Source organism: Enterobacter cloacae complex sp. IR5422 (genome assembly GCF_049238165.1).
GTDB lineage: Bacteria > Pseudomonadota > Gammaproteobacteria > Enterobacterales > Enterobacteriaceae > Enterobacter > Enterobacter roggenkampii.
This window is the reverse complement of sequence record NZ_JBMKHT010000029.1, coordinates 1-18370: the sequence shown is the minus strand read 5'-3', so window position 1 is coordinate 18370 and position 18370 is coordinate 1. Positions and strand designations below refer to the sequence as shown.

Genomic DNA, 18370 nt, shown 5'->3' with positions numbered 1-18370 from the left:
TCAGTTGAGGCCGCGCACGGAGGAGATGAACTGCTTCAGTTCCGTGGTCTGCGGGTTGGCGAACAGCGTTTTGCTGTCGCCCTGCTCCCAGACTTTCCCCTGGTGCATAAACACCACGCGGTCGCCCACTTCGCGGGCAAAATTCATTTCATGGGTAACCAGTATGAGCGTCATCCCCTCGGCCGCCAGCTGCTCCAGCACCTTGAGCACTTCGCCCACCAGCTCCGGGTCGAGGGCGGAGGTGATCTCGTCGCAGAGTAACACTTTCGGCGACATCGCCAGCGCGCGGGCAATCGCCACGCGCTGCTGCTGGCCGCCGGAGAGGCTCGACGGGTAGTAATCCAGACGGTCGCCGAGGCCAACCTTCTCCAGCATCTGCTGCGCCAGCGCCCGACATTCGGCGGCGCTTTTCTTCAGCACCCGACGCGGGGCGAGCATCACGTTTTCCAGCGCCGTCATGTGCGGGAACAGGTTGAAGCTCTGGAACACCATCCCCACCGAGCGGCTGATTTCGCGCGCCTGGGAATCCCGGTCGGTAATGGTCATGCCGCCCAGCTTGATGCTGCCGTCCTGATAGCCTTCCAGGCCGTTGATGCAGCGCAGCAGCGTGCTTTTGCCCGATCCGCTGCGCCCGATGATGGAGATCACCTGGCCCATGTCGATATCCAGATCGACGCCCTTGAGCACGTGGTTATCGCCGTAGTATTTCTGCACCTGATTAATGGTGATGAGAGGCATTGAATTTCGTCTCCAGATAGCGGCTGTAGCGCGACAGCGGATAACACAGAATAAAGTAGCCGAGCGCCACCAGCGCAAAGACCTTAAACGGCTGATAGGTCACGTTGGTCAGCATGGTCCCGGCCTTGGTCAGCTCGACAAAGCCGATGATCGACGCCAGCGCGGTGCCTTTGATCACCTGCACGGCAAAGCCGACCGTCGGTGCAATGCCGATGCGCAGCGCCTGCGGAGCGACCACGCGAAACAGGGTCTGGCCAAAGGTCAGCCCCAGACAGCGCGACGCTTCCCACTGCCCCTTCGGCAGCGCGCGAATGCTGCCGTACCAGATATCGAGCAGAAACGCGCTGGTGTAAAACGTCAGCGCCAGCGAGGCGGCGGTCCACGGCGAGACGTCGATGCCGAACAGCGCCACGCCGAAGAAGGCCAGGAACAGCTGCATCAGCAGCGGCGTGCCCTGAAACAGCTCAATATAGCCGCGGATAATGCGCTTCACCGTGCGCCCGCCCGTCAGGCGCAGCAGCAGGAGCGGCAGCGTCACCGCCGCCCCGCCGACAAACGCCACCAGCGACAGCAGTATCGTCCAGCGCCCGGCCAGCAGCAGGTTGCGAATAATGTCCCAGTCGGTAAAGGTGGTCATCATGCCTGCACCCCCAGCCATTTGCGTCCTGCCGCCATCATCAGCTGGCGCAGGGTAATCGACAGCGCTAAGTAAATCCCGGTGGTCACCAGATAGACCTCAAAGCTCAGAAACGTTCTGGACTGGATCAGGTTGGCGGCGAAGGTCAGCTCTTCATACGAGACCTGCGACACCACCGACGAGCCGAGCATCACGATGATGCACTGGCTCACCAGCGCCGGGTAAATGCGCTGCAGCGCGGGCGGCAGCACCACGCGGATAAAGGTCTGCAGGCGGGTCAGCCCCAGCACGCGCCCGGCCTCCCACTGCCCTTTCGGCGTGACCTGAATGCCGGCGCGGATAATTTCGGTGCTGTAGGCGCCGAGGTTCACCACCATGGCCAGCAGCGCCGCTTCCCCCGCCGTCATCTTCAGGCCAAGATTCGGCAGGCCGAAGACGATGAAAAACAGCTGCACCACAAACGGCGTGTTGCGGATGATTTCCACGTACGCGCCCCAGATACGGCTGAACCAGGTGGTGCGTCCGCTGCGGATCGCCGCCCCGAAAATCCCGATTGCCAGCCCGCCGACGGTGGCCATTACCGTCAGCTGAACGGTGACCCACAATCCCGCCAGCAGCGCCGGCCAGTGCGGCCAGAGGGCTGAAAAATCAAGTTGCTCCGTCATCGGCTCAGGCGCCAAGGTTTGCCGGCAGCGGGGCCTTCAGCCACTGCTCGGACAGGCCGTTCAGCGTGCCGTCTTTAATACCCTGCTCAATCAGCGCGTCCACTTTTGCCTTCAGGGCCGGTTCGTTTTTCTTCAGGCCGATAAAGCACGGCGAATCTTTCAGCATAAAGCTCGGCACCGGTGCTTTCGCCGCATTCTGACGCGAAATGGCCGCCACCACGAGATTGCCGGTCGCCACGTACTGGACCTGGCCGGACAGATATGCCGACAGCGTGGTGTTATTGTCTTCGTAGCGCTTCACGTCCGCGTCTTTCGGCGCCAGGCCGGTCAGCACCATGTCCTCCACCGCCCCGCGCGTCACGCCGATGGTTTTTCCGCTCAGCGCGGCAGCGTCCTTCAGTTCAGCCCCTTTCGGGCCAAACACGCCGAGGAAGAACGGCGCGTAGGCGCGGCTGAAGTCGATCACCTTCTCGCGCTCCGGGTTTTTACCGAGGCTGGAAATGACCAGATCCACCTTGTCGGTTTGCAGGTACGGCACGCGGTTGGCGCTGGTCACCGGCACCAGCTGCAGCTTGAGCTTCATCTGTTTAGCGAGATAGCGCGCCATGTCGATGTCGTAGCCCTGCGGCTGCAGATCGGTCCCCACCGAGCCAAACGGCGGGAAATCCTGCGGAACGGCAATGCGGATGGTGCCGCGCTTCTCAATATCCTGAAGCTGGTCAGCCTTTGCCGGCAGCTGCGTGAAGAGGCATGCGGCCCCGGCCAGTGCAATTAACAGTTTTTTCATGGTGCTTCCCCGTAACGTTAACATGAAACAAAAGATTCTTTGAAGGTGATTTTGCAACTAATGTGCCAGATAAGGCGAAGCGGGGAATTTTCTCTTAAAGCCTGATAAAACGCGGGCGGGGCGAAAATGCTCTCCATTTTCGCCCCGCCCTTATGCACCATTTTAATGCAAAGCACCAGCCTGATGCCCCATTATCGCTGTTCGAGTTCGTCCAGCTGCTGGTAGAGGGAGGCAATCTCGTGAATGCGCGGGCGGCCCTTATCGAGAATGTCATGCAGGAAGGCGTTCGCCAGCAGGTTGATCAGACTGTTGACCGACGAATAGCTGTCATAGGCGGAGACGCTGTCCAGCGGGGTGCAGAGCTGCCAGCTCGCCAGCGGGAACAGGCTGTGGGCCTGCGGCTCGCACATCAGCAGCACCGGAATACCGCTGCTCTGAAGCTGCTGCAGCAGCGGGCGGATGATGCGCGGGCGACGGCGAAAGGCCATCATCACCACCAGATCGTCCGGCGTTAAGTCCACCAGCTCCTCGCTCAGGCTCTGCCCCGGCTGCGGCAGGACCAGCACCTGACCGCGCGCCTGCAGCAGCTGCTGGCGCAGATGAAGCGCCGCCGGATAAGCGTTACGCATGCCGATAATGACGATGCGCCGCGCCTTCACCATGCAGGCTATGGCGTCGGCAAACTGCTGCGCGTCGAGGGCATTGACCCACTGGGTCAGGTTTGCCATCTCCTGCTTATAGTGGCGCGCCAGCAGCGTATTGCCCTGCACCGCGTCGCGGTTATCGGTGAGCGGCATTCCGCTCTGGCGCAGGGTGCGCAGCTCGTCGCGCATGTCCTTATATTTCTCATAGCCCAGCCGCTTAAACAGACGGCTCACCGTGGCTTTCGACACCCCGCTCAGCTGCGCAAGCTCGGCGCTGTTGTAGCTAATCAGATCGTCAAAATGGTCGAATATAAAGTCCGCCACCCGCTGCTCCTGCGGCGACAGCGACGGGTATTGTGCTTTCAGACGTTCATCTAACTGTTCCATAGCGCCTCTGTAACTTTTGTTTCATTACATTGTACCTTTTTTGTATGTATTCATTATACGTGCCAGTTTACTGAAACTTTTCTTTCAGAACTGGAACAGCTTTTGCAGCACCTTGTGACTTTAAGAGTTACGAGGACGCTTCATGCAAAGTAATGTCTCCACGCACGGCATGGCCGTTGCGCCCCACAATCTTGCCAGCCAGAGCGCGCTGGCGGTGCTGCGCGAAGGCGGCAGCGCGATAGAGGCGATGGTCGCGGCAGCGGCCACCATCGCCGTGGTTTACCCGCATATGAACGGGCTGGGCGGCGATGGCTTCTGGCTTATCGTGCCGCCGGAAGGCGACCCCATCGCCATCGATGCCAGCGGCGCGGCGGGCTCGCGCGCCACGCTTGCCGCCTACGACGGTCTGGCGCATATCCCCCATCGCGGGCCCCGTGCGGCGCTGACCGTCGCCGGCACGGTAAGCGGTTGGGACGAGGCGCTGAAGGTCTCGCGTGAGATGACAGGCAAGGCGCTGCCGCTGGCCCGCCTGCTGGCCGACGCCATTGACTATGCGCAGAACGGCACGCCGGTCACGGCCTCTCAGGCCCACGCCACGGCCAGCAAATTCGACGAGCTGAAGGACGTCCCCGGATTCGCGGAAACCTGGCTGGTGGACGGTAAGCCGCCGCAGGTCGGGAGCCGGTTTTACCAGCCCGCCATGGCCACGACCCTGACGCGCCTGGCGGAAGAGGGTCTCGACAGCTTTTATCGCGGCCCGCTGGCGGAAGTCCTGGCGCACGGCATGGAGACGCTGGGTCTCCCCGTAACGCTGGCCGATCTCAACGCCCACGCGGCCCGGCGCACCACGCCGCTGAAGCTGGAGCATCAGCAGGGAGAGATCTTTAACCACGCCCCGCCAACGCAGGGGCTGGTCTCGCTGGCGATACTCGGCATCACCGACCGCCTGAACATGGCGGAGGCCGACGACGCCGACACCCTTCACCGCATCGTGGAAGCCACCAAGCTGGCCTTTGGCCTGCGCGATGCCCACATCACCGACCCGCGCGCGCTGAAAACCGATGTTCAGAAACTGCTGGATCCCGCCGCCCTGCAGGCGCTTGCCGACAGGGTTGACGACGGCCGCGCCGCGCCGTGGGGAACCGGAAAAGGCCCCGGCGATACGGTGTGGATGGGGGTGATGGACAGCAGCGGGCTTGCCGTGTCGTTTATCCAGAGCCTTTATCACGAGTTCGGCAGCGGCGTTGTCCTGCCCGATACCGGCATCGTCTGGCAGAACCGCGGCGCATCCTTCAGCCTCGATCCCGCCCATCTTCTGGCCCTCGCGCCGGGCAAACAGCCGTTCCACACCCTGAACCCGGCGGCGGCGCGTCTGAAGGACGGGCGCGTGATGGTGTACGGATCGATGGGCGGCGACGGCCAGCCGCAAACCCAGGCCGCGCTCTTTACCCGCTACGCGATTCAGGGCGTGCCTTTACAGGAAAGCATTTCCCGCCCACGCTGGCTGCTGGGGCGCACCTGGGGGCAAACCTCGGACACCTTAAAGCTTGAAGGGCGTTTTTCACCCGAGACGGTCGCGCGCCTGCGGGCACTCGGTCACGAGGTGGAGCTATTCCCTGACTTTAGTGAAGCCATGGGCCACGCGGGCGCCATTGTTCGCCACCCCAACGGGCTGTTTGAAGGGGCATTTGACCCGCGCAGCAACGGCACGGCCGCCGGATTCTGAGGAGAAAATAATGACGACACACCAACCCGACTGGCAGGCGTACCTGGCGCAGATGGAAACCGTACTCGGCGTGACGCTGGATGACGCCCGCCGCGCCGAGCTGCAGCTGCAGTTTAGCCGCATAGCCACCATGGCCGCCCCGCTGATGGCGCTGCCGCTCGACGACCGTCTGGAGATTGCAGGAGTGTATAAAGCATGACGCTACACGAGATGAGTATCAGCGCGATCCAGCAGGCGCTGAGCGCGGGCGAGCTGAGCGCTCGCGAGATTGCCCGCCAGACGCTGGAGGCCATTGCGCGCGTTAACCCGCAGATCAACGCCTGGACCGCCGTGACGGAAGCACGCATGCTCGCCGAGGCTGAGAACATCGACACCCTGCGGCGCGAGAAGCGCCCCCTGCCGCCGCTGGCGGGCGTGCCCTACGCGGTGAAAAACCTGTTCGACGTTGCCGGACATACCACCCTCGCGGGGGCAGAGCTGTTCAGCCAGCGCCCAGCCGCGGCCGCCGACAGCTTCGCCGTGCGCCAGCTGCGCAGCGCGGGCGGACTGCTGACCGGGATGGTCAATATGGACGCCTACGCCTACGGCTTTACCACCGAGAACAGCCACTACGGCGCGACGCGTAACCCGCACGATCTGACGCGTATTGCGGGCGGGTCGTCCGGCGGTTCAGCCGCCGCGGTGGCCGCCGGGCTGGTGCACTTTTCGCTCGGCACCGACACCAACGGCTCGATTCGCGTTCCGGCCTCCCTGTGCGGCATCTACGGCCTGAAGCCCACCTTTGGCCGCCTGTCGCGATCCGGCAGCCATCCGTTTGTCGCGAGCCTGGATCATATCGGGCCCTTTGCGCGCCGCGTATGCGACCTGGCGTCCGTGTACGACGCGCTGCAGGGCCGGGACACCAGCGACGGTTTTCAGGCAGAGAGCTCGCGCGAACAGACGCGCCCCCTGCTTGACCGCGGGCTTGACGGCCTGCGCTGCGCGGTGCTCGGCGGCTACTTCACCACCTGGTGCGACGCGGACGCCAGAGACGCCGTGGCGCGGGTGGCGAAGGCGCTCGACGTGCAGGATGAGCTTCAGTTTCCTGACGCCGATCTGGCGCGCTCCGCGGCGTTTATCATCAGCGCCTCCGAGGGTGGAAATCAGTACCTGCCCGCGCTTCGCCGGGAGCCCGAGCGTTTTGAGCCGCACTCCCGCGAACGCCTGCTGGCCGGGGCGATGATCCCCTCTGCCTGGTACATTCAGGCCCAGCGGTTTCGCGCGCAGGCACGGCAGGCGTTTCACGCGCTGTTTGCACGGGCCGACGTGCTGATTGCCCCGGCAACGCCGCGCAGCGCCACGCGGATCGGCGAGCAAACCATGGAGATTAACGGTCAGCCGCTTCCCATCCGCGCCAGCATGGGGATGCTGACCCAGCCGATTTCGTTTTTAGGCCTGCCCGTGACCACCGTTCCGCTGCGCACCGCGCAGGGCGCGCCCATTGGCCTGCAGCTGATTGCCGCGCCGTTTAACGAGCAGGCCTGCCTGCGCGTCGCGCGGGTTCTGGAAGAGAGCGGCATCACCGATGCCCACCCGGCGGAGATAGCAGCATGATGAATCACGATGACATTAACCTTCCGTGGGTGGTTGCCGAGGTGACGGCCGCGTTTTACCGCTATGAGGACGCGCTGGTGAGCAATAATGTTGCGGTGCTGGACGAGCTGTTCTGGCACGACAAAAACACGGTGCGGCTGGGGGCGGGTGAAAACCTGTACGGGATCGATGAAATCCGCGCCTTTCGTGCGGCGCGCCCCGCCGCCGGGCTGCAGCGGACGCTGCGCCACACCGTCATCACCACCTTCGGGGAGGATTATGCCGTGTGCAGCACCGAGTTTACCCGCGAGAGCACGGAACGCATTGGCCGCCAGCAGCAGACGTGGGTGCGGTTTGCCTACGGCTGGCGCATCGTGGCGGCGCAGGTGAGTTTGATGGTGTAACGCTGAAAAACCTGCCCGGTGGCGCTGCGCTTACCGGGCCTACGATGTTCCGTATGCCCTGTGGGCCCTGTAGGCCGGGTAAGGCGCAGCCGCCACCCGGCAAAACATCGCACACTTACTTCTGAAACGGATGCACTTCCCGCCAGTGGTCGGCAATATGCTGGCGGGTACAGACCCACACCCGCTCGTGCTGCTGCACATAATCCAGGAACCGCTGCAGCGCCCGAAAACGCCCCGGTCGTCCCAGCAAGCGGCAGTGCATGCCGATGGACATCATCTTCGGCGCGCTTTCCCCCTCTTCGTACAGCACGTCAAAACTGTCCTTCAGATACGTATAAAACTGCTCGGCGGTGTTAAATCCCTGCGCCGTCGCGAAGCGCATGTCGTTTGCATCCAGCGTGTAGGGCACAATCAGGTGCGGTTTGCGGGTGCCGTCGCTGCAGGCCACTTCCGTCCAGAAGGGCAAATCGTCGCCGTAGTAGTCGCTGTCGTAGTCGAAGCCGCCATGCTCCACCACCAGCTGGCGCGTGTTGGGGCTGTCGCGCCCGGTGTACCAGCCGGTTGGCGGCTTGCCGAACAGGTCGGTCAGAACGTGCACCGCCTTGTGCAGGTGTTCGCGCTCCTGGCTGATGTCCATATTCTGATAGTGGATCCAGCGCCAGCCGTGGCTGACCACGTCGTAATCCGCCGCTTTGATCGCCTCAACAATCTCCGGGTGACGCGCCAGCGCCATCGCCACGCCGAAGACCGTCAGCGGCAGGCCGCGTTTCTGAAATTCATTGTGGATTCGCCAGAACCCGGCGCGGCTGCCGTATTCGTAGAGGGAGTCCATCGACATGTGTTTGTCCGGGTAGCTGGCCGCGCCGATGATGTCCGACAGGAACTGCTCGGACCCGGCATCGCCGTGCAGAACGTGGTTTTCCGCCCCCTCTTCGTAATTGAGCACAAACTGCACGGCGATGCGCGCCTGATTCGGCCACCGCGCGTGCGGCGGGTTGCCCGCGTAGCCGCGCAGATCCCGCGGATAATCCTGTTCGAAAAGCCCCATGCCACCCCCAAAATTTAAAATGGATTCAATGCCTGAAATTGTCCGCTTAACGCTTTGTTCTCCGGGAACGCCAGATCGCCGTGCTTGCTGGTCGACAGCCCCAGCGCCACCAGCGATTCCACCATCTTCACCGCCGCGCTGACGCCGTCGATCACCGGCACGCGCAGTTCGCGGGTCAGCTCCTGCGCCAGGGTCGCCATGCCGCCGCAGCCCAGCACGATGGCACCGCAGCCATCCTCTTGCAGCGCCTGTATACAGCGCGCGCGTACTTTCTCCTGCGCCAGTCCGCTGCCGTCTTCCAGCGCCAGCACCGGGAGATCGATAGCATGCAGCGCCGCGCAATGGTCCTGAAAGCCATACTGGTGCAGCAGATGACGGGCAATGATCAGCGTGCGCGGCAGCGTGGTAACTACCGAAAAGCGCGTCGCCACCAGCGTCGCCATATGCATGGCGGCTTCCGCAATGCCGACTACCGGCCCCTGCGCCAGCTCGCGCGCCGCCAGCAGGCCCGGATCGCCAAAGCAGGCGATGACGTGACCATCCACGCCCTGCTCCCTGCCTTTTTTGATCTGTTCCAGGACACCGACGGCGGCGATGGCCTCATCGAAGTGGCCTTCTATGGACGGCACGCCCGCGCTCGGGCAGACCGCGAGGATCTCCGTCCCCGGCGCCGCCACCGCGCGGGCCGCCGCGCCGATGGTTTCCGTCATGGCGAGGCTGGTGTTGGGGTTGATCACTTGTATACAGACAGACATTACGACTCCTTGTGGCCGGCAAACAGCCGGGCAAAATCAGGCAGGCACTCGCCCGCCCGCTCGAAGCAGAGGCTGGCGACGATATGTTCAAAATGGTGCATGAGGGCATCGCTTAGTGGCTCAAGGGCCTTCTGGCGCAGCAGATCCACCAGCTGTTCGTGATCGTTGCAGCGGCATCCCTGACGCCACGGCGCGCCCCAGGTGGCGATCACTAGCGAAGAACGCTGGCTCAGGCCGGTCACCATCTCCGTGAGCACCTGGTTGCCGGAGATAGCCTGCAGCTGAATGTGGAAATTGGCGGAGTGGCGAATTGCCGCCGGACCGTCATAGGCCTCGTGCGCCTGCTGCTCCTGGCGAATAATGGCCTCCAGCGCGGCAAGGTGCGGCGGCTGACAGTGCGCCAGCACGTCCGGCAGGTTGGCGACCTCCAGCAGCGCGCGGGTGCGGAAGATGTGCCGCGCCTCTTCCACCGTGGGGCTGGCGACGTGTGCACCACGCTTGGGCGTCAGGGTGACCATTTGCACAGCGGCGAGTCGTTGAAGCACCTTGCGGATGCCCGTGCGGCTCACGCCAAACACCTCGGCCAGCGCCTCTTCCGGCAATTTGCTCCCCGGCAGCAGCTGGTGTTCGACTATCGCGGTCATCAGCGCCTGGAAGATGGTTTCGTCTTTGTCATGCAGGTCTGGCGCGGTCTGCAGGGCGTTTATGTTGTTCATTCACCATTCCGAATTTTACTTTCCGTTATCGAATCGTATACATAAAAATAAAATATTGCATACAAGATTTATTATTTTGGCCTGGATCCTGCAACACCGTTTGCACTCCCACTCAACGGGTTTTCATTCACAGGAGCAGGTTTCATGCCAAACAGTCAAAACGCGCAGCAGGGTACGGCCGCTGATTCCGGTGCGGTTTACAGCCCACGTCTTTGCAATGAGGATCTGGCACCGACGCGTGACCAGAACTGGAGCTGGTACAACATCTTTTCGTTCTGGATGTCGGACGTTCACAGCATGGGGGGTTATGTGGTCGCCGCGAGCTTCTTTACGCTCGGGCTGGCAAGCTGGCAGGTGCTGCTCTGCCTGCTGGTGGGGATTTGCCTCGTGCAGCTGTGCGCCAACCTGGTGGCCAAACCGAGCCAGATGGCGGGCGTGCCCTATGCGGTGATCAGCCGTCAGGCGTTCGGCGTGTTCGGGGCCAATATTCCGGCGGTGATCCGCGGGCTGATTGCCTTTGCGTGGTACGGGATTCAGACCTATCTCGCCGCCAACGCCCTGATGCTGGTGGCGCTGAAGTTCTGGCCATCGCTCTCTTCACTCACTACCGGCGCATTCCTGGGCCTGTCGCATCTGGGCTGGATCTGCTTTGCGATTATGTGGGTCCTGCAGGCGATGGTCTTCTGGCACGGCATGAGCGCCATCAAGCGCTTTATTGATATCGCCGGTCCGGCGGTCTATGTGGTAATGCTGGCCCTTGCCGGCTGGATTGTATACAAGACCGGTTTTGACGGGATCTCCTTTACCCTCGCCAGCAAATCCCTGAGCGCGGGCGAGCAGACCTGGCAGATGATCACCGCCACGGCGCTGGTGGTCTCCTACTTCTCCGGTCCGCTGCTCAACTTTGGCGATTTCTCCCGCTACGGCAAAAGCATGGGTGAGATCCGCCGCGGCAACCGCTGGGGGCTGCCGTTTAACTTCCTGCTGTTCTCCATCGTCACCGTAGTGATTGTCTCCGGCACCCAGTCGCTGTTTGGCCGCATGATCACCGACCCGATTGAGACCGTCAGCCGCGTTGGTAACGATCTGGCCGTGGCGATTGGCCTGCTGACGATGATCACCGCCACCATCGGGATCAACATCGTGGCGAACTTCGTCTCACCGGCGTTTGATTTCTCTAACTGCTCGCCGCAGAAAATCAGCTTCCGCACCGGAGGAATGATTGCCGCCGTCGGCTCGATCCTGCTCACCCCGTGGAACCTGTTCAACTCGCCGGAGCTTATCCACTACACCCTGGACGTGCTCGGGGCGTTTATCGGCCCGCTGTTCGGCATTCTGATCGCCGATTTCTACCTGATTAAACGCGGCAAGGTATCGGTTGACGATCTGTTCGACGACACGCCAAAGGGCAAATACTGGTACCGCAACGGCTTTAACCCGAAAGCCATTGGCGCCCTGATCCCGTCCGTTGCCGTGGGCCTGGTCATTAGCTTTATCCCGGCCCTGCATGAGGTGGCAAACTTCAGCTGGTTTATCGGCGTCTTCCTCGGCGGCGTGACCTACCGCTGGCTGGCGCGGGAAGAGCGCGAGACGGCAGGCGCGACGTCGTTTGGCTCCCGCGTGGCGACGCAAAAAGAGTAACCCCTCCCCTCTGGCCGCAGCGTATCTGCGGCCCGTTCATTCTGGCACCGTTCTTGCTGAGCTTTCCCACCCCGCTACGCACACACTAAGGCAGGAACCATGATGGAATACCAGACTGCGATACGCGGTGCATTTTTTGATATTGCCCGGGTCTGCGACAGCGCAGACGCCATTGCCCGGCACGCGCGCTACCTTGAGGACGGCCTGCTGTTTATACAGAACGGAAAAATTCTGGCGCACATGCCGTGGCAGGAGGGCGAGCAGTATCTTGATCCGCACAAAGGCTATACCGACCTGCGCGGCAGGCTGCTGCTGCCCGGCTTTGTCGACACCCACGTCCATTATCCGCAAACGGAGATGATCGGCGCCTTTGGCGAACAGCTGCTGGAGTGGCTGACCACCTACACCTTCCCGGTGGAGAGCCAGTTTGCCGATGAGGCCTACGCGAAAGAGATCGCCGAATTTTTCATACAGCAGCTGGTGAGCAACGGCACCACCACCGCGCTGGTGTTTTGCACGCTGCATCCGGAATCGGTTGAGGCGCTGTTTACCGAGGCCCTGCGCCTGAACATGCGCCTTATCGCCGGCAAGGTGATGATGGACAGGCACGCGCCGGACTACCTGAGCGAAGACGCGAAGCAGAGCTACCGGCAGACGCGGGCGCTGATCCAGCGCTGGCATCACCGTGGGCGGCTGGGCTATGCGATAACGCCGCGCTTTGCCCCGACCTCATCACCCGAGCTGCTTGCGGCGGTCAGCCTGCTCAGAGAGGAGTTCCCGGATACCTGGCTGCAGACCCACCTGAGCGAAAACCCCAACGAAGTGGCCTGGGTGAGCGATCTCTGGCCGGAGCATGAGCGCTATCTGGACGTGTATCACCACTACGGCCTGACCGGCGAGCGCAGCGTGTTTGCCCACGCGATCCATCTGCACCACAGCGAGTGGCAGTGCCTGCATGACACCGGCTCGGCGGTGGCGTTTTGCCCCACCTCAAACCTGTTTCTCGGCAGCGGGCTGTTTCGCCTGCCCGCCTGCTGGCAGCACAGGGTGCGGATGGGCATCGGCACCGACGTCGGCGCGGGCACCACCTTCAGCATGCTGCGCACCCTGGGAGAGGCCTACAAGGTCGGCCAGCTTCAGAGCTATCGCCTGCGCGCCAGCGAGGCGTTTTATCACGCCACGCTGGGCGGCGCGCACGCCCTCCGGCTGGATGACAAGATTGGCAACTTCGCGGCAGGCAAAGAGGCGGATTTCGTGGTTATCGACCCCAACGTCACGCCGCTGCAGCGCCTGCGCAATCGGCGCTGTCAGGATATCTACGAGCAGCTTTTCGTGCTGATAACCCTCGGCGACGAGCGCAACATCAGCGAGACCTGGGTCAACGGCGAGCGGGTGTGGTCAACTGCCCCGGTAGGTTGACCATCCGCCGGGGGCAATCACAAACGGCAGATGGAAGTGTTCGTCTGCCGTTTCTCCCGTGACAAACTCAATGTGCGCGCAGGGATAGATCGTCTTCCGGCCAGTATCGCTAAACCACGCCCCGATCTCCGCCACCAGCCGATAGCGGCCCGCGGGCAGAGAGGGAACGAACGCGGCGATGCGCCCCTGGGCGTTGGTCACGCCCGTGGCCAGCGTCTTCCCGTCCTGTTGCAGATGAACCGTCACGCCCTCCGCGGGCTTGCCCGTCGAAATATCGAGAATATGGGTGCTGAGTGTGCTCATTCGTGAATGACTCCTTCCAGACGCAGCAGCGTAATTTCCCGCAGCTGTTCCAGCGCGGCACGGATTTCCTGCGCGTCGCTGTTCTCCAGCCGCGCGTGCAGGGCCTGTAATATCTCCTCGCCGCTGCGGCCCTTCGCGCGGATCAGAAAGACACGTCCAAAGCGGGCTTCGTAGCGGGCGTTGCCTTCACGCAGCGCCCGGGCAAGAGCATCATCGCGGTCATTCACCGCCCCCTGCTCCTGGCGCGACAGCGCCGCCTCCGCCGCTGTACCCGCTGGCTTTTCCCCGATGCGCGGATGGGCGCTCAGGGCTTGCGCCAGCGCCGCTTCGTCCCAGTTTTGCATCAGCGATTTCGCCGTACTGAACAATTCGTCCCGGCTGGCGTAAGGCCGCCCGTGAACCAGCGCATCGGCCCAGCAGGGAAGCGCCACGCAGGGGTGAATCAGCGCTAACGCCTGTTCATGGGGAAGATGATTGAAGTCGTGCAGTGCGATCATAGTGTCTCCTTTATTGTCCTTCTCCTGGCTATTGCACAAACCACGCCACCCTGAGCACAGACGTGAAACAGTCGATTCCACAAAGTCGACCAGGAAATTTTTGATTCATAAAAAGGCACGCTCACCGCGTTTACGCACCTTAGCAGTGCAAACGTCTCCCTTACAACGCCGTTTTCGCCATGCTGCAGCCTGGTACGCAAATTGCTGACTGTCTTTACACCCTGCAAAAGGAGAGAAGCATGAAAGCAATCGTTATTGGCGCGGGTATTGGCGGCCTGAGCGCCGCCGTCGCGCTGAAGAAAGCGGGCATCGACTGTACCGTGTTTGAAGCCGTAAAGGAGATCAGGCCCGTCGGGGCGGCCATCTCCATCTGGCCTAACGGCGTGAAATGCATGCAGCACCTCGGCATGGGCGACATCATCGAGACCTGGGGCGGGCCGATGCGTTTTATGGCCTACAAGGATTACCGGCGCGGCGATACCCTGACCCGCTTTAGCCTTGCCCCGCTGGTTGAGCGTACCGGCGGACGCCCCTGCCCCGTCTCGCGCGCTGAGCTTCAGCGCGAAATGCTGGACTTCTGGGGTCGCGACAAGGTGCAGTTCGGCAAGCGCGTCGAAGGCGTCCATGAAGACGACGCGGGCGTGAGCGTGACCTTCACCGATGGCACCACCGCCGCCGGGGATTTCCTGATTGCCGCCGACGGCAGCCACTCGGCGGTTCGCCCGTACGTGCTGGGATACACCCCGGAGCGCCGCTACGCGGGCTATGTGAACTGGAACGGGCTGGTGAAGATTGACGAAGAGATCGCCCCGGCGCACCAGTGGACCACCTTCGTTGGCGAAGGCAAACGCGTGTCGCTGATGCCCGTCTCCGGCGGACGCTTCTATTTCTTTTTTGACGTGCCGCTGCCCGCAGGCCTGGCGGAGGATCGCACCACCCTGCGCGCCGATCTCACGGGCTACTTCCGCGGCTGGGCGCCGCCGGTGCAGAAGCTTATCGCGGCGCTGGATCCTGAAACGACCAATCGGATTGAAATCCACGACATTGAGCCGTTCGACAACCTGGTGCGCGGCAACGTCGCGCTGCTGGGCGATGCCGGGCACAGCACCACGCCGGATATCGGCCAGGGCGGCTGCGCGGCGATGGAAGATGCCGTGGTGCTGGGGGAATGCCTGCGTGAAAACCACAACACCACGCTGGCGCTGCGGCAGTACGAGGCGCTGCGCTGCGACCGCGTACGCGACCTGGTGCTGAAGGCGCGCAAGCGCTGCGACGTCACCCACGGCAAAGATATGGCGTTGACGCAGGCCTGGTATCAGGAGCTCAAAGAGGAGACCGGAGAGCGCATCATCAACGGTCTGTGCGAGACCATTCAGGGCGGCCCGTTAGGCTGAACGCAAGAGGGACAACGATGAAAAGAGAACCGACCCCACCCGCCCACTGTACGTTTGAGCCAGAGGACTGGCTGCGTCTGGCGAAATGCTGGCATCCGGTCGCGCGCGCCTGCGACGTCGGTCCGGCGCCGGTCAAAGCGACGCTGCTGGATGAACAGCTGGTGATTTACCGCATTAACGACCAGGTCGTGGTCGCCCGTGACGTTTGCCCGCACCGCGGCGTGCCGCTGACGCTCGGCTTTCACGACGAGCACGGGATTATCTGCCCCTATCATGGCTTACGCTTTGGGGAAGACGGTCGCTGCAACCGTATTCCGTCCAGCCCCGACCAGCCCGTTCCGGCGAAGCTGAACCTGATTAACTACGCGGTCGAAGAGCGGTTCGGGCTGATCTGGACCTGCCTGGCCTTTGATCCGGATAACCCTGCGCCGCTGCCCACCATGCCGCACTGGGATGACGACGGATTTCAGCAGATTAACTGCCCGGCGTTTGAGGTGAACGGCTTTGCCGGACGTCAGGTAGAGGGTTTTCTGGACGTGGCGCACTTTGCGTGGATCCACACCGAAACCTTTGCCGATCCCAATAATCAGCTTGTGCCTGCCTATCAGCCACAGGAGACGCCGTTCGGCTTCGTGGCGGATTACTGGAGCGCCGTGAGCAACTATCCCGCCAGTTCCCCCGTGCAGGCGCCAGAAGGGTTCCAGTGGTTGCGCCATTTTGAAATGCACCTGCCGTTCACCGCCACCCTGACGATTCATTTTCCGGGTGAATCGCGGCTGGTGATCATGAACGCCGCGTCGCCGGTGTCATCGCGCGTGACCCGCATGTTCGCCCCTATTGCCCGCAACTTTGACCTGCATATTCCGGTGGAGGATGTGCATGCCTTTAACCTGCGGATTTTTGAAGAGGATCGCCTGATGGTGGAAACCCAGCGCCCGGAAAACCTGCCGCTGGACCTGACGCTGGAAGCGCATATCCCCGCGGATAAAAGCTCGATTGCCTATCGTCGGGGGCTGAAGAAAATGGGCTTTGGCGAGTTTTTCCTGGTATGACGGAGGCCAATATGCTGAGCGTAATTGTTGACGGGCTGTGGCGCGAGGGCGACAAAAGCCTCGCCGTCAGGCTGGTGGCTGATAACGGCGAAGCGCTGCCGCCGTGGCAGCCCGGGGCGCACGTTGATGTCCACCTGCCCTGCGGCGTGGTGCGCCCGTATTCCCTGACCGGAGCATGTGGGGACGAGAGCTATCTTATTTGCGTGGGGCGTGAAACCGCCTCGCGCGGCGGGTCGCGCTACGTTCACGAGACGCTGCGTCCCGGGCAGAAGCTGATGATATCGGCTCCACGCAACCTGTTTCCGCTGCAGCAGGCAGAGCGGGTTTTGCTCCTGGCGGCGGGAATTGGCATTACGCCGCTGTATGCGATGGCCCTGCAGCTGAAGGCGACCGGAACGCCGTTCACGCTGCATTATTACGTCAGAAACCGGGAAAGCGCGGCGTTTGAGCGCGAACTCTCCCGGCTCGGTGAGTGCCTCATTCATACCGCCAGCCCGCGCACAGCGCTGGCGGCACATCTCCCCGCGGCCGAATCGGGCCTTCACGCCTGGGTCTGTGGTCCAGCGGGTTTTATGGAAAAAGTGCGTGAGGTCGCCACGGCAAAGGGATGGGATGACGCCCATCTTCACCGCGAGGCGTTTCAGCCCGTTGCGCCCGCCGCAGGCGGTGAAGCCGGGGAGATCTTCACGGTCAAACTGGCCTCCACCGGGGAGCGCTGGCCGGTGCCTGCGGATAAAACCATCGCCCAGGTGCTGCAGGAAAATGGCGTGGCGGTCCCGCTTTCCTGTGAGATGGGGATCTGCGGCGCCTGCCTGACGCCGGTGATTGACGGTGTGGTGGATCACCGGGATAGCGTGCAGTCGGAGGCGGAAAAAGACGCAACGGACCAGCAGGTGGCGCTGTGCTGTTCGCGAAGCTATTCCGGGGAGCTGGTGATTGGGCTGTAAAACGAAAAAACCCTGCGATATTGCTATCGCAGGGTTTTCGAATTTGGCGGAAGCGTAGAGATTCGAACTCTAGAACCCTTTCGGGTCGCCGGTTTTCAAGACCGGTGCCTTCAACCGCTCGGCCACGCTTCCAAAGTGAGGCGCACTATAAACATCTATTAGCGCCTTGTAAAGCAGGAATTTTTCGATTTTTCCCCACGGGCGTTTGACTGCGCAAAAAGTCACCCAAACGCTGATATCCACTCACTCTCCGCGACCTTGTACATACCGTAACATAGCAACGCTCATCCTTTTAAATCGCTCTGGTATAGAATGCCACAAAAATAGACGGCCATTTGTTGTGTAATTGTTATAAATCTGAATTTCCGCAGATTTAAGACATTACTGCCATGCAGTGTTACTGGTTGATGATGAAAATCAAAAATACGCTTTGCTTACATTTTCTGATGGCGTTTCTGGCCATTTTGTTTCTTTGTATTCACCCGCTGGTGGCGAGCTTCGATCCGCCGCTTACCTTCCAGCCGCTGATTAAATCAATGGCGGGCACGCCTAAAGAACAGGCGGAAAAAATTGCCACTATTTCTCATGCCTTAGAAGGGAATGCGATATTCTTCATTGGTGCGTCTGAGGTGGCGACCTCAGAAGATGAACATTACGCTGTCTATAATTACTTTAATAAGCAATTGCACAAACCCGTCGTGGCGTATGGCGATGCGTTTGTCGATGACGAAACGCAGTTTTTACTGTTCTCACGTTTTAAAAATAGCCTTAACGCAAACAGTAAAGTTGTTTTGCTGCTGGCACCTGACAGCTTTTACTCAAAAGGCCTGCCTCCCGCTATCTATGCCGATAATTTCCCGGGTTCTGTTTTTAATCCTTTAATGAAGGATCCGCAGGCACGCCCAATATTGGTTAAGGAAGTTGCGATTAAGTGGTCCGCAGCTCCCGATATGACGCCCCAAACCGTCCTTTATCGACGTCCTGTGGCTCAATTTTCCAATTTTCAGCCCAAAATCGTCTCTTCGTGGCTGATTTTGG

General features: G+C 61.6%; 19 protein-coding genes, 1 tRNA gene and 1 pseudogene. 10 read left to right on the top strand and 11 right to left on the bottom strand.

Translation table 11 applies throughout. The features are described from left to right. The 5 genes from ACOTXT_RS14650 to hpxU form a co-directional block, all read right to left on the bottom strand. Complete coding sequence (locus ACOTXT_RS14650) at positions 1–738, bottom strand: amino acid ABC transporter ATP-binding protein (RefSeq protein WP_023327069.1); 738 nt, start codon at positions 736–738, stop codon at positions 1–3. Further along, positions 719–1375: an amino acid ABC transporter permease gene (locus ACOTXT_RS14645; protein ID WP_219283756.1), complete on the bottom strand. Its 657-nt coding sequence runs from the start codon at positions 1373–1375 to the stop codon at positions 719–721. Before ACOTXT_RS14645 ends, ACOTXT_RS14650 begins: the two co-directional genes overlap by 20 nt. Beyond that, positions 1375–2040, bottom strand: a complete 666-nt coding sequence (locus ACOTXT_RS14640) for an amino acid ABC transporter permease (RefSeq protein WP_023343724.1) — start codon at positions 2038–2040, stop codon at positions 1375–1377. Before ACOTXT_RS14640 ends, ACOTXT_RS14645 begins: the two co-directional genes overlap by 1 nt. A 4-nt stretch (positions 2041–2044) precedes the next feature. Further along, positions 2045–2827, bottom strand: a complete 783-nt coding sequence (locus ACOTXT_RS14635) for a transporter substrate-binding domain-containing protein (RefSeq protein WP_008499846.1) — start codon at positions 2825–2827, stop codon at positions 2045–2047. Between the two features lie 191 nt (positions 2828–3018). Continuing rightward, positions 3019–3858: a MurR/RpiR family transcriptional regulator HpxU gene (hpxU, locus tag ACOTXT_RS14630; RefSeq protein ID WP_032674501.1), complete on the bottom strand. Its 840-nt coding sequence runs from the start codon at positions 3856–3858 to the stop codon at positions 3019–3021. 142 nt (positions 3859–4000) lie between these two features. Between hpxU and hpxW the strand changes: the two genes are divergently transcribed. The 4 genes from hpxW to hpxZ are packed head-to-tail and all read left to right on the top strand — an operon-like array spanning position 4001 to position 7560. After that, positions 4001–5584 carry an oxamate amidohydrolase gene (hpxW, locus tag ACOTXT_RS14625; RefSeq protein ID WP_333165988.1) on the top strand — a complete coding sequence of 528 codons (1584 nt, stop codon included), beginning with the start codon at positions 4001–4003 and terminating at the stop codon, positions 5582–5584. 10 nt (positions 5585–5594) lie between these two features. Continuing rightward, a complete protein-coding gene (hpxX, locus tag ACOTXT_RS14620; RefSeq protein ID WP_045334723.1) occupies positions 5595–5783 on the top strand; it encodes an oxalurate catabolism protein HpxX in 189 nt (62 codons plus the stop codon). Next, complete coding sequence (locus tag ACOTXT_RS14615; protein WP_055322193.1) at positions 5780–7177, top strand: AtzE family amidohydrolase; 1398 nt, start codon at positions 5780–5782, stop codon at positions 7175–7177. Before hpxX ends, ACOTXT_RS14615 begins: the two co-directional genes overlap by 4 nt. Continuing rightward, complete coding sequence (gene hpxZ, locus ACOTXT_RS14610) at positions 7174–7560, top strand: oxalurate catabolism protein HpxZ (RefSeq protein ID WP_008499851.1); 387 nt, start codon at positions 7174–7176, stop codon at positions 7558–7560. The genes ACOTXT_RS14615 and hpxZ overlap by 4 nt, the downstream gene beginning before the upstream one ends. A 115-nt stretch (positions 7561–7675) precedes the next feature. Here hpxZ and puuE read toward each other — a convergent pair whose 3' ends face one another. The 3 genes and pseudogenes from puuE to ACOTXT_RS14595 form a co-directional block, all read right to left on the bottom strand. Continuing rightward, on the bottom strand, positions 7676–8608 hold the full coding sequence (gene puuE / locus ACOTXT_RS14605; protein ID WP_055322194.1) for an allantoinase PuuE: 933 nt from the start codon (positions 8606–8608) through the stop codon (positions 7676–7678). Next, a pseudogene (locus tag ACOTXT_RS14600) lies at positions 8496–9363 on the bottom strand (aspartate/glutamate racemase family protein); the annotation flags it as partial. The gene puuE and the pseudogene ACOTXT_RS14600, both read right to left, overlap by 113 nt. Further along, a complete protein-coding gene (locus ACOTXT_RS14595) occupies positions 9363–10079 on the bottom strand; it encodes a GntR family transcriptional regulator (protein WP_021240830.1) in 717 nt (238 codons plus the stop codon). The gene ACOTXT_RS14595 and the pseudogene ACOTXT_RS14600, both read right to left, overlap by 1 nt. 144 nt (positions 10080–10223) lie before the next feature. Here ACOTXT_RS14595 and ACOTXT_RS14590 point away from each other — a divergent pair, with 144 nt between their 5' ends. Both ACOTXT_RS14590 and guaD read left to right on the top strand, forming a co-directional pair. After that, on the top strand, positions 10224–11720 hold the full coding sequence (locus tag ACOTXT_RS14590) for an NCS1 family nucleobase:cation symporter-1 (protein WP_055322196.1): 1497 nt from the start codon (positions 10224–10226) through the stop codon (positions 11718–11720). A gap of 102 nt (positions 11721–11822) precedes the next feature. Beyond that, positions 11823–13139 carry a guanine deaminase gene (gene guaD, locus ACOTXT_RS14585; RefSeq protein ID WP_023292844.1) on the top strand — a complete coding sequence of 439 codons (1317 nt, stop codon included), beginning with the start codon at positions 11823–11825 and terminating at the stop codon, positions 13137–13139. On the opposite strand, the gene uraH is transcribed toward guaD, so the two are convergent. Next, positions 13119–13442 carry a hydroxyisourate hydrolase gene (uraH, locus tag ACOTXT_RS14580; protein WP_008499857.1) on the bottom strand — a complete coding sequence of 108 codons (324 nt, stop codon included), beginning with the start codon at positions 13440–13442 and terminating at the stop codon, positions 13119–13121. The genes guaD and uraH overlap by 21 nt on opposite strands. Next, complete coding sequence (gene uraD / locus ACOTXT_RS14575) at positions 13439–13939, bottom strand: 2-oxo-4-hydroxy-4-carboxy-5-ureidoimidazoline decarboxylase (RefSeq protein ID WP_032663850.1); 501 nt, start codon at positions 13937–13939, stop codon at positions 13439–13441. Before uraD ends, uraH begins: the two co-directional genes overlap by 4 nt. A 239-nt stretch (positions 13940–14178) precedes the next feature. Here uraD and hpxO point away from each other — a divergent pair, with 239 nt between their 5' ends. The 3 genes from hpxO to ACOTXT_RS14560 are packed head-to-tail and all read left to right on the top strand — an operon-like array spanning position 14179 to position 17332. Beyond that, complete coding sequence (gene hpxO, locus ACOTXT_RS14570; RefSeq protein ID WP_023292846.1) at positions 14179–15333, top strand: FAD-dependent urate hydroxylase HpxO; 1155 nt, start codon at positions 14179–14181, stop codon at positions 15331–15333. Between the two features lie 17 nt (positions 15334–15350). Further along, complete coding sequence (hpxD, locus tag ACOTXT_RS14565; protein WP_023292847.1) at positions 15351–16385, top strand: molybdenum cofactor-independent xanthine hydroxylase subunit HpxD; 1035 nt, start codon at positions 15351–15353, stop codon at positions 16383–16385. 11 nt (positions 16386–16396) lie between these two features. Beyond that, positions 16397–17332, top strand: a complete 936-nt coding sequence (locus tag ACOTXT_RS14560) for a PDR/VanB family oxidoreductase (protein ID WP_023292848.1) — start codon at positions 16397–16399, stop codon at positions 17330–17332. Positions 17333–17376: 44 nt separating this feature from the next. On the opposite strand, the gene ACOTXT_RS14555 is transcribed toward ACOTXT_RS14560, so the two are convergent. After that, positions 17377–17464 (bottom strand) — tRNA-Ser (locus ACOTXT_RS14555). Between the two features lie 278 nt (positions 17465–17742). Here ACOTXT_RS14555 and ACOTXT_RS14550 point away from each other — a divergent pair. Further along, positions 17743–18370: D-alanyl-lipoteichoic acid biosynthesis protein DltD (locus ACOTXT_RS14550; protein WP_421625333.1), on the top strand; the 628-nt coding region annotated here is incomplete at its 3' end.